Source organism: Xanthomonas sp. NCPPB 3569 (genome assembly GCF_041475645.2).
GTDB lineage: Bacteria > Pseudomonadota > Gammaproteobacteria > Xanthomonadales > Xanthomonadaceae > Xanthomonas > Xanthomonas phaseoli.
On the sequence record NZ_CM192969.1, the window covers coordinates 1,251,966 to 1,267,448 of the forward strand.

15 protein-coding genes are annotated in these 15,483 nt (G+C 64.3%); 9 read left to right on the forward strand and 6 right to left on the reverse strand.

Going from position 1 to position 15,483, the window contains the following annotated elements; all coding sequences use genetic code 11:
• The first annotated feature begins 5 nt into the window (after nucleotides 1–5).
• Together ACCQ03_RS05385 and ACCQ03_RS05390 are read left to right on the forward strand one after the other, a co-directional pair.
• Entirely contained in the window at nucleotides 6–500 is a 495-nt protein-coding gene (locus ACCQ03_RS05385) for a peptidylprolyl isomerase (protein ID WP_017156228.1), read from the forward strand.
• Nucleotides 501–618: 118 nt separating this feature from the next.
• On the forward strand, nucleotides 619–1,605 hold the full coding sequence (locus ACCQ03_RS05390; protein ID WP_057679593.1) for a malate dehydrogenase: 987 nt from the start codon (nucleotides 619–621) through the stop codon (nucleotides 1,603–1,605).
• A gap of 83 nt (nucleotides 1,606–1,688) precedes the next feature.
• Here ACCQ03_RS05390 and ACCQ03_RS05395 read toward each other — a convergent pair whose 3' ends face one another.
• A complete protein-coding gene (locus ACCQ03_RS05395) occupies nucleotides 1,689–2,303 on the reverse strand; it encodes a glutathione binding-like protein (RefSeq protein ID WP_057679594.1) in 615 nt (204 codons plus the stop codon).
• 409 nt (nucleotides 2,304–2,712) lie between these two features.
• Nucleotides 2,713–3,174 carry a cell wall hydrolase gene (locus ACCQ03_RS05400; protein WP_005915848.1) on the reverse strand — a complete coding sequence of 154 codons (462 nt, stop codon included), beginning with the start codon at nucleotides 3,172–3,174 and terminating at the stop codon, nucleotides 2,713–2,715.
• Nucleotides 3,175–3,658: 484 nt separating this feature from the next.
• On the opposite strand from ACCQ03_RS05400, the gene ACCQ03_RS05405 reads away from it, so the two are divergent.
• Nucleotides 3,659–4,243, forward strand: a complete 585-nt coding sequence (locus ACCQ03_RS05405; RefSeq protein WP_209226039.1) for a hypothetical protein — start codon at nucleotides 3,659–3,661, stop codon at nucleotides 4,241–4,243.
• Nucleotides 4,244–4,562: 319 nt separating this feature from the next.
• On the opposite strand, the gene ACCQ03_RS05410 is transcribed toward ACCQ03_RS05405, so the two are convergent.
• On the reverse strand, nucleotides 4,563–6,602 hold the full coding sequence (locus ACCQ03_RS05410) for an NADPH-dependent 2,4-dienoyl-CoA reductase (protein WP_057679596.1): 2,040 nt from the start codon (nucleotides 6,600–6,602) through the stop codon (nucleotides 4,563–4,565).
• Nucleotides 6,603–6,801: 199 nt separating this feature from the next.
• The gene (locus ACCQ03_RS05415) at nucleotides 6,802–7,824 is read right to left on the reverse strand and encodes a zinc-binding alcohol dehydrogenase family protein (RefSeq protein ID WP_057679597.1); all 1,023 of its coding nucleotides are present in this window, start codon (nucleotides 7,822–7,824) and stop codon (nucleotides 6,802–6,804) included.
• Between the two features lie 415 nt (nucleotides 7,825–8,239).
• On the opposite strand from ACCQ03_RS05415, the gene ACCQ03_RS05420 reads away from it, so the two are divergent.
• The 3 genes from ACCQ03_RS05420 to ACCQ03_RS05430 all read left to right on the forward strand — a co-directional run bounded on the left by ACCQ03_RS05420 (nucleotide 8,240) and on the right by ACCQ03_RS05430 (nucleotide 10,923).
• On the forward strand, nucleotides 8,240–9,337 hold the full coding sequence (locus ACCQ03_RS05420) for an OmpA family protein (protein WP_008571649.1): 1,098 nt from the start codon (nucleotides 8,240–8,242) through the stop codon (nucleotides 9,335–9,337).
• A 191-nt stretch (nucleotides 9,338–9,528) separates the two neighbouring features.
• Nucleotides 9,529–10,044, forward strand: a complete 516-nt coding sequence (locus ACCQ03_RS05425; protein WP_007968908.1) for a hypothetical protein — start codon at nucleotides 9,529–9,531, stop codon at nucleotides 10,042–10,044.
• Between the two features lie 18 nt (nucleotides 10,045–10,062).
• Nucleotides 10,063–10,923 carry a pseudouridine synthase gene (locus ACCQ03_RS05430; RefSeq protein WP_057679598.1) on the forward strand — a complete coding sequence of 287 codons (861 nt, stop codon included), beginning with the start codon at nucleotides 10,063–10,065 and terminating at the stop codon, nucleotides 10,921–10,923.
• On the opposite strand, the gene ACCQ03_RS05435 is transcribed toward ACCQ03_RS05430, so the two are convergent.
• Nucleotides 10,874–11,266 carry an HNH endonuclease gene (locus ACCQ03_RS05435; RefSeq protein ID WP_057679599.1) on the reverse strand — a complete coding sequence of 131 codons (393 nt, stop codon included), beginning with the start codon at nucleotides 11,264–11,266 and terminating at the stop codon, nucleotides 10,874–10,876. The two genes, ACCQ03_RS05430 and ACCQ03_RS05435, sit on opposite strands and share 50 nt — an antisense overlap.
• Before the next feature lie 2 nt (nucleotides 11,267–11,268).
• The gene (gene kbl, locus ACCQ03_RS05440; RefSeq protein ID WP_057679600.1) at nucleotides 11,269–12,477 is read right to left on the reverse strand and encodes a glycine C-acetyltransferase; all 1,209 of its coding nucleotides are present in this window, start codon (nucleotides 12,475–12,477) and stop codon (nucleotides 11,269–11,271) included.
• A 90-nt stretch (nucleotides 12,478–12,567) separates the two neighbouring features.
• Between kbl and ACCQ03_RS05445 the strand changes: the two genes are divergently transcribed.
• Genes ACCQ03_RS05445 through cysW form a run of 3 tightly spaced genes read left to right on the forward strand, consistent with a single transcriptional unit; the run spans nucleotide 12,568 to nucleotide 15,479 of the window.
• Entirely contained in the window at nucleotides 12,568–13,665 is a 1,098-nt protein-coding gene (locus ACCQ03_RS05445) for a sulfate ABC transporter substrate-binding protein (RefSeq protein ID WP_057679601.1), read from the forward strand.
• Nucleotides 13,666–13,668: 3 nt separating this feature from the next.
• On the forward strand, nucleotides 13,669–14,529 hold the full coding sequence (gene cysT / locus ACCQ03_RS05450; protein ID WP_017156236.1) for a sulfate ABC transporter permease subunit CysT: 861 nt from the start codon (nucleotides 13,669–13,671) through the stop codon (nucleotides 14,527–14,529).
• The gene (gene cysW, locus ACCQ03_RS05455; RefSeq protein ID WP_150145600.1) at nucleotides 14,526–15,479 is read left to right on the forward strand and encodes a sulfate ABC transporter permease subunit CysW; all 954 of its coding nucleotides are present in this window, start codon (nucleotides 14,526–14,528) and stop codon (nucleotides 15,477–15,479) included. The genes cysT and cysW overlap by 4 nt, the downstream gene beginning before the upstream one ends.
• Nucleotides 15,480–15,483: the final 4 nt, after the last annotated feature.

Genomic DNA, 15,483 nt, shown 5'->3' on the forward strand with positions numbered 1-15,483 from the left:
TTTCTATGTCCCTGATCGCCACTTTCGACACCTCCCGCGGCCCGATCGTCGTCGAGCTGTACCCGGACAAGGCCCCGCTGACGGTTGCCAACTTCGTCAACCTGGCCAAGCGCGGCTTCTATAATGGCCTGAGCTTCCACCGCGTCATCGCCGACTTCATGATCCAGGGCGGTTGCCCGGAAGGTTCCGGCCGCGGTGGCCCGGGCTACCGTTTCGAAGACGAGACCAACAATGGCGTCGGCCACGAGCGCGGCGTGCTGTCCATGGCCAATGCCGGCCCGAACACCAACGGCAGCCAATTCTTCATCACCCACACCGCCACCCCGTGGCTGGACGGCAAGCACACCGTGTTCGGCAAGGTCACCCAGGGCCTGGACGTGGTCGATAGCGTTGCCCAGGGCGACACCATCAAGACGCTCACCATCGAAGGCGACACCGACGCCGTGCTGGCCGCCAAGGCCGACCGCGTTGCGGAGTGGAACAAGATCCTCGCCGCCTGATCGCATCCCGTCGAACGGCCGCCATGTGCGGCCGTTCGCTTGTCAACGCGCGCCGCCAGGCCTTGCGCCCCGCCAGCGTGCGACCCCCGCCAACGTTTTTTAGCAGAGGAAACTCCCCATGAAAGCACCTGTTCGTGTTGCTGTGACCGGCGCTGCCGGCCAGATCGGCTATGCCCTGCTGTTCCGCATCGCCTCCGGCGAAATGCTGGGCAAGGACCAGCCGGTCATCCTGCAGTTGCTTGAACTGCCGATTGAGAAGGCCCAGGCCGCCCTCAAGGGCGTGATGATGGAACTGGAGGACTGCGCGTTCCCGCTGCTGGCCGGCATGGTCGGTACCGACGACGCCGAAGTGGCCTTCAAGGACGTCGATGTCGCCCTGCTGGTCGGTTCGCGTCCGCGCGGCCCTGGCATGGAGCGCAAGGACCTGCTGCTGGCCAATGCGGAAATCTTTACCGCACAGGGCGCGGCCCTGAACAAGGTCGCCAAGCGCGACGTGAAGGTGCTGGTGGTCGGCAACCCGGCCAACACCAACGCCTACATCGCCATGAAGTCGGCGCCGAACCTGGACCCGAAGAATTTCACCGCCATGCTGCGCCTGGACCACAACCGTGCGCTGAGCCAGCTCTCGGCCAAGCTCGGCAAGCCGGTCGCCGGCATCGAGAAGCTGGCGGTGTGGGGTAACCACAGCCCGACCATGTACCCGGATTATCGTTTCGCCACCGCCGATGGCGCCTCCATCAGCGATGCGATCAACGACCAGGAGTGGAACGCTTCCACCTTCATTCCGACCGTGGGCAAGCGCGGTGCAGCGATCATCGAAGCGCGTGGCCTGTCCTCGGCCGCCTCCGCCGCCAATGCCGCCATCGACCACATCCGTGACTGGGTGCTGGGCACCAACGGTAAGTGGGTGACGATGGGCGTGCCGTCGGACGGCTCCTACGGCATTCCGGAAGGCGTGATGTTCGGCTTCCCCGTCACCACCGAAAACGGCAAGTACACCATCGTCAAGGATCTGCCGATCGACGACTTCAGCCAGAAGTACATCGACAAGACCCTGGCCGAGCTGGAAGAAGAGCGCAGCGGCGTGGCGCATCTGCTGGGCTGAGTTGTTCGGTCACTGCTGTCATGAAAACGCCGGGCATTGCCCGGCGTTTTTTGTTGCGCGTCGTGTGGCAGACGCCTGCGCGGTCAGGCCAGACCTTCGGCCTTGAGTGCAGCCTGCACATCGGCATCGGCCAGCATGCGTTGCACGAACGTCTGCAGCGCATTCAATCCATCCAGATTCACCGTGACTTTCTGCGCCCACAGCAAGGTGACGAACAGATACGCATCGGCACCGGTGTGGCTGTCGCTGGCAAGCCAGTTGCGACCTTGCAGATGCGCATCGACGCGCTCGTACAGCGTGCGCAATTTGCTGCGCGCATCGTCCTGGCTGCGTGCAATCAGCGCCGGGTCTTGCAGATACGCGGTGCTGCCGAAGATCGGCTTGAAGGTGGGGTGCACGTCGGCGTTGACGAAGGCGATCCACCGATTGATTTCGGCACGGCTGCGCGCGGTGCCATCGCCGGCCAGGCCGGTGAGCGGTGCGATGTCGGCGATGTAATTGAGGATGGCTGCGTTCTGGGTCAGTGCCCAATCGTCGACCAGCAGCAATGGCACGGCGCCTGCGGGATTCAGGCGCAAGTATTCGGGAGATTTCATCGTCGCCGCATCGACCACACTCAGCTCGAACGGCAGCCCCGACCAACGCAACACGATGTGATCTGCCAGCGAACAAGCGCCGGGCTTGGTATACAGCTTCATGGACGGTACCCGCGGGAATGAAGATCCAAGCTTAGCGGGCAGGCGACGCCGTGTGGAGCGCGCAGCGGGTATTGCGGCTTCAATAGGGCGCCGCTGAGTTGCCTTGTGGTCGCTGGAGCCGGTGTCGTGCCGAGATGAATGGCATCACCGAGCTGGCCGCGCGCACGTGGCGGCTCCGGCTTGGTCAGGAGCTTGTTTGCAACCCACCGGCTGTGCGAGACGGGGCGGTGCCTGATACGGCGTGCGGCCGCACCGACTGATTGCCATGTGGGCGCCGTGTTCGTCGCGCTGCGACGCATGACTGTCTCGAGATGGGCGCTTGAAACGCATCAAACCCATCGACACTGCATCTTGATGATCGGCGAGCTAAGCAACCTATGACGCTCGCAGGCGCCGCAACGCTGCGCGCTCAGGACGCGTTGCGCGGGCGCAGCGATTGCACGCGATAGAACGTGTGGTCGCCGATGGTGGCCACCTGATAGGCATTGCGCCAGCTGGGGCTTGCGATTGCGCTTGCGGCAAAGTGGCTGGCGCCCGGCACGATCTCTTTGCGTTGGCCAACCGGCAATGCCCAGTTGCGCTGCGCCGCCAGTGCCACGCCCAATGCCTTGTTCCAGGCATCGTCGTTCTTCAACTGCGTGCCTGGCGCGACGATCGTCGGCGCGAACTGCTTGCGTGCAGTGACCACCTGGCACATCGAGTCGCCCCACAAACCGCTATCCAGGCGGCGCAATGCAACTTCTGCAACGGCCTGCTGGCCACGCAAGGTCTGGTCGCGCGCTTCCAGATAGACGGTCGTGCTCAAACACAGCGAATCTGCGGCTGGCTGCGGCAACACATGCGACAGCCAGAGTATCCAAACAAGTTTCATAGAACTCCTTGCTCCGTATGGGCCGGTCCGCAGAGCATCCAATGTGGATGCACCAGTGCAGAGGGCTTGGCGTCATGGGGAGGCGACCTGCCACCGGTCGCCAAATGCTTCGGCGAAAGACCATCTGCCGAAGGCGCCCACCAAATGCGGTGGGTCAAAAAGTTGGCGCAAGGTAGGCGTCGATCACACAATCGCGGCTGAATGAGAGGGGTTGACGATGACGATTGCCCGCAACGCATAGCGCTGCGCAGCAGCGTCGCGTGCATCGCAACATCGAATCTGCGTCGCATCATTGCAGCGACTGTTGTGCTGCGTAAGTTCCTTGCCGCATCGCGCGCGTTTGCGGCACTACGCGCCGGTTGGATGGTCGTACTGGTAGGCAACAGCGCCCGCTGCATAAGCACAACTTTCATGCACGCGCTCGTCACGCGTTGTCGTGCTGGCTGGTGGCGTTGAGTAATTGAGTTTCGTACATCGACCGCGGATGCGCGAGAAAGACAAGCGTTGCGCAGACGCCAGAGATGGCGGAAGTGCTGCGCGTCCGAGCTGCAGCGTCGTGCTGCTCGATGCTGATTTATGCATCATCTTTGATGCGTATAGATGCGCAGTTGACGCATCTGCTGGTAACGCCATCAGAAGCAGCGTAGACGCCAGCCATTGCAGCGAAAGCTATCTGCCATTACGTCGCGATTGCCGGTGTCGCATGATGTTCGGAAGATGCCTGGCGATGTTTCGAAAGCTCGTCGATCATTCGATGCATCAGTGGTGCGCGTTATTGCGTTGCGATTGCTTCCGGGCTCGCATGTTCAAGAGCACAAGAGCACAAGAGCACAAGAGCGCAAAAGAGCAAAAGAGCAAGAGCGCGGAGATGCTCAAGTGCAAAAAAGTGTCAGACACAAAATTTTTAAAGACGAATTGGCGCCAAAGCGAAGGTGGCGCTGATGCGCATAATGCTGCAGCCAGTGCAGCACGCACTGTCATCGACGCGCGCATGCACCTTGCGAAAATCTCTGTCGAAGCGATAAGGCATGTGGTGCGATCGCATCCCGTAAGCGCGCTGATGCTGTAGCGGAAACTGCAGATCGACAACGCAAGCAGCAAGCGCTGACCTGACCACGTTCTGGTTCCGAGAAGTGCCCGCCCATCTACCAGGCAGGCGCTTTTCGAAATACGCAGTCATGCAGGCACGCAAGATGGCAGGCGGTAGGGCGTGAGGCGACCATGCATCGGGCACGTATCGCCGAGCCGCGCGACAAGAAAAAGATGGGCGTTGCAGACCGCCACATCCGCGTGCACGTCGGCGTCGATAATGCCGCATGCACGTCAGCCGTGCAGCCGAGCCCTCAGCACGACGACGGCATCGTAGCGACGCCGTCGTCGAGAACTCTTTACAGGGTCGCGGCCAACCGACTTGCCTGGTTGATCGCACGCTTGGCATCCAGTTCGGCCGCCACGTCCGCGCCGCCGATCAGGTGCGGCTGCTGGCCATTGGCTTGTAGCGTGGCCAGCAGCTCGCGGCGCGGCTCCTGCCCGGCGCACACCACCACCGTGCCGACATCCAGCAGCTGTTCGCTGCCTTCCACGCGAATGCGCAGGCCGGCATCGTCCACGCCCAGATATTCCACGCCGCCTAGCATCTTGACGCCCTTGGCCTTGAGCGTCGCGCGGTGGATCCAGCCGGTGGTCTTGCCCAGGCGTCCACCGGGCTTGCCGGGGCTGCGCTGCAACAGCCAGACCTGGCGGGCGGCGCGCTCGGGTTGCGGTTTGGTCAACGCGCCGCGCGCTTCGAAGCTGGGATCTACGCCCCATTCGGCCATCCAGCGCTGCGGATCCAGCGCCGGCGATTGGCCGGTGTGCACCAGAAATTCGCCGACATCAAAGCCAATTCCGCCGGCACCGATGATCGCCACCTTGTCGGCGGCCACGTGCCGGCCCAGCACCACGTCGAGGTAGCTCACCACCATCGGATGATCGGCACCGGGAAAGTCCACCTTGCGCGGCTCGATGCCGGTTGCCAGCACGACTTCGTCGAAGTCTTTCAGATCGTCCGCCTGCACCAGGGTATTCAGACGCAGCTGCACGCCGGTCGCTTCGATGCGATGGCCGAAATAACGCAAGGTCTCGTTGAACTCCTCCTTGCCCGGAATGCGCCTGGCGACATTGAATTGCCCGCCGATCGCATCGCTTGCATCGAACAAGGTCACCCGGTGCCCGCGTTCGGCTGCCACTGTCGCGCAGGCCAGGCCGGCCGGGCCGGCACCGACCACGGCAATGCGCTTGGGCGTGGCAGTGGGGGTGTAGTTGAGTTCGGTCTCGTGTGCGGCGCGCGGGTTGACCAGGCAGCTGGCCAGCTTGTTGTCGAACACATGATCCAGGCAGGCCTGATTACAGGCGATGCACGTATTGATGGTGTGCGCCTGCCCGGCGCGCGCCTTGTTGGTCCACTGCGGGTCGGCCAGCAGCGGCCGCGCCAGCGACACCATGTCTGCTGCACCGTCGGCCAGGATGCGCTCGGCCACCTCCGGCATGTTGATGCGGTTGGTGGCCACCACCGGAATGCGCAGATGCGGCTTGAGTTTGGCGGTGACCCCGGCAAACGCGGCGCGCGGCACCGAGGTGGCGATGGTGGGAATGCGCGCTTCGTGCCAACCGATCCCGGAATTGATGATGGTCGCGCCGGCCGCTTCGATCGCCTGCGCCTGCGCCAGGATTTCCTGCCACTGGTTGCCGTCTTCGACCAGGTCCACCAGCGACAGCCGGTAGATGATGATGAAGTCCGGCCCGCAGGCCTCGCGGATGCGCCGCACGATCTCCACCGCAAAGCGCATGCGCTTGCTGGCATCGCCGCCCCAGGCGTCGCTGCGCCGATTGGTGCGCGCGGCGGTGAATTCGTTGATCAGATAGCCTTCCGAGCCCATGACCTCGACGCCGTCGTAGCCCGCCTCGCGCGCCAGCCGCGCGGCACGCGCATAGGCGGCGATCTGCCGGTCCACCGCGCCGGCCGACAACGCACGCGGAGTGAACGGGTTGATCGGTGCCTTCAGCCTGGATGGCGCAACCGAGAGCGGGTGGTACGCATAGCGCCCGGCGTGCAGCAGTTGCAGGCAGATCTTGGCGCCGTGCTCGTGGACTGCGCGGGTGACCTGGCGATGCGGGCGGACCTCCCACGGCCACGACAACTTGCCGCCGAACGGCTTGAGCCAGCCCACCACATTGGGCGAAAAGCCACCAGTCACGATCAGGCCCACGCCACCGGCGGCGCGCTCGGCAAAATACGCTGCCAACTTGGGGAAGTCGCGCGCACGGTCTTCCAGGCCCGTATGCATCGAGCCCATCAGGACGCGATTACGCAATTGCGTGAAGCCCAGATCGAGCGGGGTGAACAGGTGTGGGAAAGACAGGGCGGACGGGCCGGTGGCGGGCGACATGATGTGGATACGCTGGCGTACGGATTGCGCACGATGCCGGCAAAGCGGCGCGGCGGCAAGTCCTGGCGTATGCAGCCGCCACGCGGATGCTGGAAACGGCCGGTCGGCAACACACGCCTACGCGGCCGCCCGCACGGGCGCGCCCGGTTGCATAGGCGCAGCATCGATGCATCGCAGCGACCTTGGCCAGATGGCCGCCTTACCAGCCGGCCAGCACCAGCTTGCCGATCGTGCTGCCGCTTTCCAGCCGACGATGCGCCTCGCGCAGCTGCTGCGCATTGATCGGCGACAGCGTCTCGGTATGCGTGGTGCGCAGCTCGCCGGCATCGATCAGGCTGGCCGCCCGGTTGAGGATACGGTGCTGCTCGACCATGTCCTCGGTCGCGTAGCGCGCGCGCGTGAACATCAGCTCCCAATGAATGCCGATGCATTTGGATTTGTAGGGGTCGCCGATCGACAACGCCCCGCGCGGCTCCACGATCAGGCCCACGTGGCCCTGCGGTGCCAGCACTTCGCCCAGTGGCTGCCAGTAGCGGTCGGTATCGGCCAAGTTGAGCGCCGCATCCACCGTGTCCAGCCCCAGCGCCTGCAGTTGCGGCGGCAGCGGCTGGTGATGATCGATCACGTGATGCGCGCCCATCTGGCGAACCCACTCGATGCTCTCCGGGCGCGAGGCGGTGGCAATCACCGTGAATCCGGCATGCCGCGCCAGCTGGATCGCGATGGAGCCCACGCCACCAGCGCCGCCGATGATCAGCAGATGCCTGCCGCGATTGCGTGCACCGTCGAACGAAAAGGGCATGCGCTGGAACAGCAGCTCCCATGCCGTCAGGGTGGTCAGCGGCAGCGCAGCTGCCTGCGCGAAGCTGAGCGAGGTCGGTTTGCATCCGGCAATGCGGGCGTCCACCAGCTGGTACTGCGCATTGCTGCCCGGCCGCCCGATATCGCCAGCGTAGTAGACCTCGTCGCCGACCGCAAAGGCAGTAACCTCCGGGCCGACCGCCTCGATCACGCCGGCTGCGTCGTAACCCAGGATCTTCGGCGCCTGCAGCGGCTGCGGCTTGGGCGCGCGCACCTTCGTATCGACCGGGTTCACCGAGATCGCCTCCACCCGCACCAATAAGTCATACCCCGACGGCGCCGCAGGTGTCGGAAGTTCCATGTCAATCAGCGATTCGGGATCGTCGATCGGAAGATAGCGGGTGAGGGCGACAGCTTTCATTGGAGCGCTCCTGAGCGGGAGGTTCAGGGTGCGTTGTGGAGCAAGTCGCTCGCAACCACCAACCCCACAATTCAGCTCGGACGGGGCTTGGCGTTCACCAATGTAGTTTTCGGTGCGGTCTGGAACACTGAAAACCGGTCAGCCCGAAGGCGTATTCAAGTGACTTAATTGGGCTGCGGTTCATGCAGGTGCGATCCCCGAATTGGGCGCCCGGTCCTTTCCTTCATGAAGCTGTATACGTAGGATTGCTTGGCGTTGCGGGACCTGGTGATTGCTTTCACATGTTATATGACCGTTAACGCGATCTTCACCGAGGCCGGCTTAATCTTCGCCCCGATGGCTCTGGATGTGACGAGCATCTTTACCAAGCACAACGCCTCTATCGGTTTTATCTCCCAAAGAAGGAGCTGTATAAATGAACAAGAAAATTCTCACTGCCGCGTTGCTCGGCGGTCTGGCAGTTGCCCAGGCTGCTTCCGCGCAGGAGTTCGACGACCGTTGGTACCTGACCGGTAGCGCTGGCTTCAACTTCCAGGACAGCGATCGCCTGACCAATGATGCCCCGTTCGTCACCCTGGGTCTGGGCAAGTTCGTGAGCCCGAACTGGTCGATCGACGGTGAGCTGAACTATCAGAACCCGAACTTCGATGCCAACCAGGACCTGAACTGGAGCCAGTACGGCATCTCGTTCGACCTGCGTCGCCACTTCATCCAGGAAGGCCGCGGCTGGAACCCCTACCTGCTGTTCGGTCTGGGCTATCAGCGTTCGGAAGAAGAATTCGACGCGACCCCGAACCCGGTTTCGCCGGGCCAGCAGAAGGACGGCAACTTTGCCGCCAAGGCTGGTGTCGGTCTGCAGACCACCTTCGACAAGCGCGTCGCCGTGCGTGCCGAGTTGGCCTACCGCGCTGACTTCAACGACCAGAGCGTTGCCGCTCCGCGCGAAGACTGGTTCGGTGACGTACTGGCTTCGGTCGGCGTCGTGATCCCGCTGGGACCGGCTCCGTCGACCGCTCCGCCGCCGGCCCCGGCTCCGGTTGCTCCGAGCTGCGCCGATCTGGATGACGATGGTGACGGCGTCAACAACTGCGACGACAAGTGCCCGAACTCGCAGCCTGGCCAGACCATCGGTCCGGACGGTTGCCCGGTTCCTGTCTCGATCGATCTGAAGGGCGTGAACTTCGACTTCAACAAGTCGACCCTGCGTCCGGATGCCGTGTCGATCCTGAGCGAAGCGACCGAAATCCTGAAGCGCTACCCCGACCTGAAGGTCGAGGTTGCCGGTCACACCGACTCGAAGGGTACCGACGCGTACAACCAGAAGCTGTCCGAGCGTCGTGCGACCACCGTGTACGACTACCTGACCAAGAACGGCGTCGATGCGTCGCGTCTGGTCGGCCCGATCGGCTACGGCGAGAGCCGTCCGATTGCTCCGAACACCAACCCGGATGGTTCGGACAATCCGGAAGGTCGTGCGAAGAACCGTCGTACCGAGCTGAACGTCCAGAACTAATCGGACCGCTAGCTTGCTGCACACAAAACCCGGCCTTGCGCCGGGTTTTGTCTATGCAGGCCCCGGAAAAGCGCGCTCAAGCGCTGCCCATCCTGTCTGTGTTGCCATCCAGGCACGGTTCCTGTTGAAACAGCGTTCATCGCTGCCTACACTCGCCGCGTCAATACCACACTCATACCTGGAAGAACCCGATGCTGCGTACCGCTACGGCAGGACTGCTCTGTCTCGCTCTGATCCCCGCTGCCTACGCCGCTCCGAACTGCGCCGGCAGCATGGTGTCCCAGCCGCTGCCGTTGCCCGCCACCGTGGTTGCACCGGCGGCTGCCGAGTTCTACACCCGCAGCGTGCAGCTGGGCATGCCCACCGGCGTGCTGGCACAGCCCTATAGCAGCGACCAGTCGGTGGATCGTGTGCTGCTGCGCCTGCGCGTGGAAGGCTGCCAGGATCTGGCCAAGGTCATTCCGCCTGGCGGCACCGTCAACCCGAACGACCCGGCTGCCTACAAGGCCACCACCGCGTTCGACAACACCCCGTGGCGCTTCGACATGAGCCAGAACGGCAAGCGCATGACGGCAGAAGAATTCGATGCCTGGATGAAGGCCCGCGGTGTGCGCGTGGTCAAGGCTCGCCCGGCCGCTGGCGCGGCACCTGCAGCGGCAGCGCCCGCAGCACCTGCGGCCGACGCCAAGTCGGTCGAAAACAAGTAAGCCTGCGGTCGGGACGGCATGCCCCGGCGACCTGCGCCGGCACCGTCCCGGCAGCGTCAGCGTAGCCCGGGAGCGGCCGGTCCAGTGCGCACGTCCGCTGCCGCATCTGCCAATGCCGTGCCACGCCATGGGCTGGCGCGCGTGCTGTCCAAGCTCGGCGTGTGTTCGCGCACCGAGGCGGCGCGCTGGATCGCCGATGGCCGCGTCAGCGTGTCGGCGCGTGTGGTGCGCGACCCCGAATGCCCGATCCGCGGCGATCAGCAATCGTCCATCACTGTCGACGGGCAGCCGCTTGCGGGACCGGCGCGTTGCTATCTGATGCTCAACAAACCGCGCGGCATGGTCACCACCGTGCGCGACGAGCAGGGCAGGGACACGGTCTACCGTTGCTTTGATGGCGCGGGCTTGCCGTGGATCGCGCCGGTGGGGCGCCTGGACAAGGCCAGCGAGGGCCTGCTGCTTTTCAGCAACGACCCGCAATGGGCGGCGACAGTGACCGACCCGGCAACCGGGCCGGACAAGACGTATCACGTGCAGATCGATTGCCGCCCCAGTGCCGCGCAACTGGCGCAGCTGCAGGCCGGTGTGGTCGATCCGGACACTGAGGGCGGCGGCGTGCTGTTGCGCGCAAAGCAGGTCAGCGTGCTACGCGAAGGCGAGCGCAATGCCTGGCTGGAAATCGTGCTGGACGAAGGCCGTAACCGGCAGATCCGCCGGCTGTTAGCCGCAGTGGACATCGGCGTGCTGCGGCTGGTGCGCGTGGCGATCGGCGCGCTGGCGATGGGAGCGCTCGGCAAAGGCGCGTGGCGGATGCTGAGCGCCGAGGAAGTCAGGGCGTTGGTGCCGGCGGCGCACGCCAGCGTGCCAGACGCGCGCTGAGCAGGGCGCTCACCACCTCAACCGCACGCGTGTTGCCAGCGCCGTTGGCATCGTGGCGGCGCCCCTTGGCGTGATTGCAGCCAGCACAGGCCAGCGCCAGATTGCGCGCATCGTTGGCGTCCTCGCCCACCAGCGCGCACAGCGACGCGGCCGCGCGACGACCGAACCAGGCCTGCGGCACCACGTGTTCCAACGTGGTGTGGCCCAGCGGTTCGCCGTCGGCGCGCACCTGCAGATGCCGACGGCAGTGCAGGCAGCGTGTCTCCCAATGGCCGTCGCGCAGCTGCGCCTGCGCATCGGTCTGCGCCGCCAACAGCAGCCGTTGGCGCAGCACCGTGCGCATGCTCAGGCGTCGACGACCTTGAGTTCGCGCCCGATCTTGATGAACGCTTCGATCGCTTGATCCAGGTGCGCGCGTGTATGCGCTGCGCTGATCTGGGTGCGAATGCGTGCCTGGCCTTTCGGAACCACCGGGAAGAAAAAGCCGATGGCGTAGATGCCTTCTTCCAGCAAGCGCTCGGCGAACTTTTGCGCCAGCGGTGCGTCGTACAGCATCACCGGGCTGATCGGATGTACGCCCGGTTTGACATCGAAACCGGCGGCGGTCATCCGCTCACGGAAATACCGGGTGTTTTCGACCAGCTGGGTGCGCAGCTCGCCGGCGGCGTCCAGCATTTCGAAGGCTTTGATGCCGGCGGCCACCACGTGCGGCGGCAACGAGTTGGAGAACAAGTACGGGCGCGAACGTTGGCGCAGCAGTTCGATCACTTCACGCTTTGCGGTGGTGAAGCCGCCCAATGCGCCGCCCATGGCCTTGCCCAGCGTGCCGGTGAAGATGTCGATCTTGTCCATCACCCCCTTGACCTCGGCCGAGCCGCGACCGGTGGCGCCCAGGAAGCCGGTGGCATGGCATTCGTCGATATGCACCAGCGCGTTGTACTTGCGGGCCAGGGCCGTGATCTCGTCGAGCGGGGCGATGAAGCCGTCCATCGAGAACACGCCGTCGCTGGTGATCAGCTTGGTCTTGCAGCCGGCGGCGTCGGCGGCCTGCAGCTGCGCTTCCAGGTCGGCCATGTCGCAGTTGGCGTAGCGGAAGCGCTTGGCCTTGCACAGGCGCACGCCGTCGATGATGGAGGCATGGTTGAGCGCGTCGGAAATGATGGCGTCGTGCTCGCCGAGCAGCGGTTCGAACAAGCCGCCGTTGGCATCGAAGCACGCCGCGTAGAGGATGGTGTCCTCGGTGCCGAAGAACTCGGCGATGGTGCGCTCGAGCTGCTTGTGCAGGTCCTGGGTGCCGCAGATGAAGCGCACCGAGGCCATGCCGAAGCCGTGGCTGTCCAGCGCGTCCTTGGCAGCCTGGATGATGTCCGGGTGGTCGGCCAGGCCCAGATAGTTGTTGGCGCAGAAGTTCAGCACACCGCGGCCATCGGCCAGGGTGATCTCGGCCGACTGCGGACCGGTGATGATGCGCTCGGACTTGAACAGGCCTTGGGCCTGGATGGCCTCCAGTTCGGCGGCGTAATGGGCGGTCAGCGCGGCGGGAGCGGTGGTCATGGCGGTCGCAGTGGCAGAAAGAAGCGCAATTTTAACGATCACGGTGGCATACCACTACGTCATGCAATATCGGCATAAGCGGCGGCGCGGATGTCATTTCACCGCCTGCGTGCCGCTGCGCAGCATGGCATGCTTGCTGTTCAGCTGTGCTCAACCGGCCAGGAGATCGTCGTGACATACCCCCGTTTCCGTTTTGCCTCCCTTCTTTGCGCCTTGCTGGTCCTGGCCGGGCCGGCTGGTACACGCGAGATCGGGCTGCTCAACGTGAGCTACGACCCCACCCGCGAGTTCTACCGCGACTACAACGCCGCCTTCGCCGCGCAGTGGAAACAGCAGCACCCACAGGACACCGTCACCGTGGAAACCTCGCACGGCGGCTCTGGCAAGCAGGCGCGCGCGGTGATCGACGGCATCGAGGCCGACGTGGTGACCCTGGCGCTGGCCTACGACGTGGATGCCATCGCGCAGAAGGCCAAGCTGATCGATGCCGATTGGGAAAAGCGCCTGCCCGACAACAGTGCGCCGTACACCTCGACCATCGTATTCCTGGTGCGCAAGGGCAACCCGAAGAACATCCACGACTGGCCGGACTTGCTGCGCTCGGGCGTCGCGGTGGTGACGCCGAACCCGAAGACCTCCGGAGGCGCGCGCTGGAACTATCTGGCCGCCTGGGCGTATGCCGACCACATCTTCAAGGGCGACCGCGAGCGCATCCTGCGCTATATGCAGGCGTTGTTCCGCAACGTGCCGGTGCTGGATACCGGCGCGCGCGGTGCCACCACGACGTTCGTGCAGCGCGGCATCGGCGATGTGTTGCTGGCCTGGGAAAACGAAGCGTTGCTGGCGCGCGAGGAACTGGGCAAGGACAAGTTCGAGATCGTGGTGCCGAAGCTGTCGATCCTGGCCGAGCCGTCGGTGGCGCTGGTGGACAAGAACGTCGACAAGCATGGCACCCGCGAGGTGGCCGAAGCCTACCTGCGCGATCTGTATGCGCCCGAAGGGCAGAAGCTGGCAGCCAGGCATTTTTATCGCCCGCGGCATCCCGAATTTGCCGATGCGGCCGACATGGCGCGGTTTCCGGACATCAAGCTGGTGACCATCCAGCAGGCGTTCGGCTCGTGGGAGAAGGCGCAGCAGGAGCACTTCGCCGACGGTGGCGTGTTCGACCAGATCCAGGCCAACAAGTAGGCGATGTCGATGTCGGTTGCACCCCACCCAGCGCCGTCATCGCGCCGACGCGTGATGCCGGGGCTGGGCCTGAGTCTGGGAATCACCCTGACCTGGCTTGGCCTGATCGTGCTGATCCCGCTGCTGGGCATCTTCATCAAGACCAGCGGGTTGGGTTGGGAAGGCGTGTGGAAGGTCTGGAGCGAGCCGCGCGTGCTATCGGCGCTGCGGGTGAGCTTCGGCACCGCGTTTGCGGCCGGCGCCTTCAACGCAGTGATGGGGACCTGGGTGGCGTGGGTCTTCGTGCGCTACAGGTTCCCGGGCAAGCGTTTTTTCGATGCGGTGATCGATCTGCCGTTCGCGTTACCCACAGCGGTGGCCGGCATTGCGCTGACTGCACTGTATGGCGGCAACGGGTGGGTAGGGCGCTGGCTGGAGGCGATCGGGATCAAGGTGGCCTATACGCAGCTGGGTATCGTGCTGGCGTTGGTCTTCGTGGGCCTGCCTTTCGTGGTGCGGGTGGTGCAGCCAGTGCTGGCCGAGAGCGATCGTGAAATGGAGGCTGCCGCCGCCACGTTGGGTGCCTCGCGCTGGCAGACCGTATGGCGGGTGGTGCTGCCGGGGCTGTGGCCGGCAGTCCTGACCGGCTTTGCGCTGGCGTTTGCGCGCGGCGTGGGGGAGTACGGCTCGGTGATCTTCATTGCCGGCAACCTGCCCAATTCCACCGAGATCGCGCCGCTGCTGATCACCATCCGGCTGGAAGAATTCGACTACGCCGGCGCCACAGCCATTGCCGCGGCCATGTTGTTGCTGTCGTTCGTGATCTTGCTGGTAGTCAATACGCTGCAGGCACGGCTGCTGCGCTATCAACGGAGGCCCGTATGAACGATGCCGTTTCATCGCTGCCTTCCATGTTGCCGACCCATGCCATGACCCAGCAGGCGCGTCGCATCAGCGATTCGGCCACCAACGAGCCGCGTTGGGTGCAATGGCTGATGATCCTGGGGGCCGTGCTGTTTCTGCTGGCGTTCTTACTGCTGCCGCTGGTGCTGGTATTCGCCGAGGCATTGCGTGGCGGTTGGGAAACCTTCCTGCGCGCGGTGGTCGACCCTGACGCGTTGTCGGCGATCAAGCTGACCTTGCTGGTGACCGCAATCGTGCTGCCGTTGAATCTGGTATTCGGCGTGGCCGCTGCGTGGGCCATCAGCAAGCATCAGTTCTGGGGCAAACGTCTGCTGGTCAGCCTGATCGACCTGCCGTTTTCGGTGTCGCCGGTAGTGGCGGGCCTGATCTTCGTGCTGATCTTCGGCCGCAGCGGCTGGGCCTGGCCGTTGATCGACGAAGGCTGGCATGTGCAGCTGCCGGCGCTGGGCGATTTTGTAATCCAGCTGCCGCGGATCGTGTTCGCGTTGCCGGGCATCGTGCTGGCGACCACGTTCGTGACATTCCCCTTCATTGCGCGCGAATTGATGCCGCTGATGGAGCAGCAAGGCAGCGACGAGGAACTGGCGGCATTGAGCCTGGGCGCGAACGGCTGGCAGATGTTCTGGCGGGTGACGTTGCCCAATATCCGTTGGGGCCTGTTGTACGGCGTGCTGTTGTGCGCGGCGCGTGCGATGGGCGAGTTCGGTGCGGTGTCGGTGGTGTCCGGGCATATCCGTGGACGCACCAATACGCTGCCGCTGCATGTGGAAATTCTCTACAACGAATATGCCTACAGCGCTGCGTTTGCGTGCGCGTCGCTGCTGGCATTGACCGCGCTGCTGACCTTGGCGCTGAAGACGTATCTGGAATGGCGACACGGCGATTCGCTGGCCGCCAACCACCGCCACTGAGGTG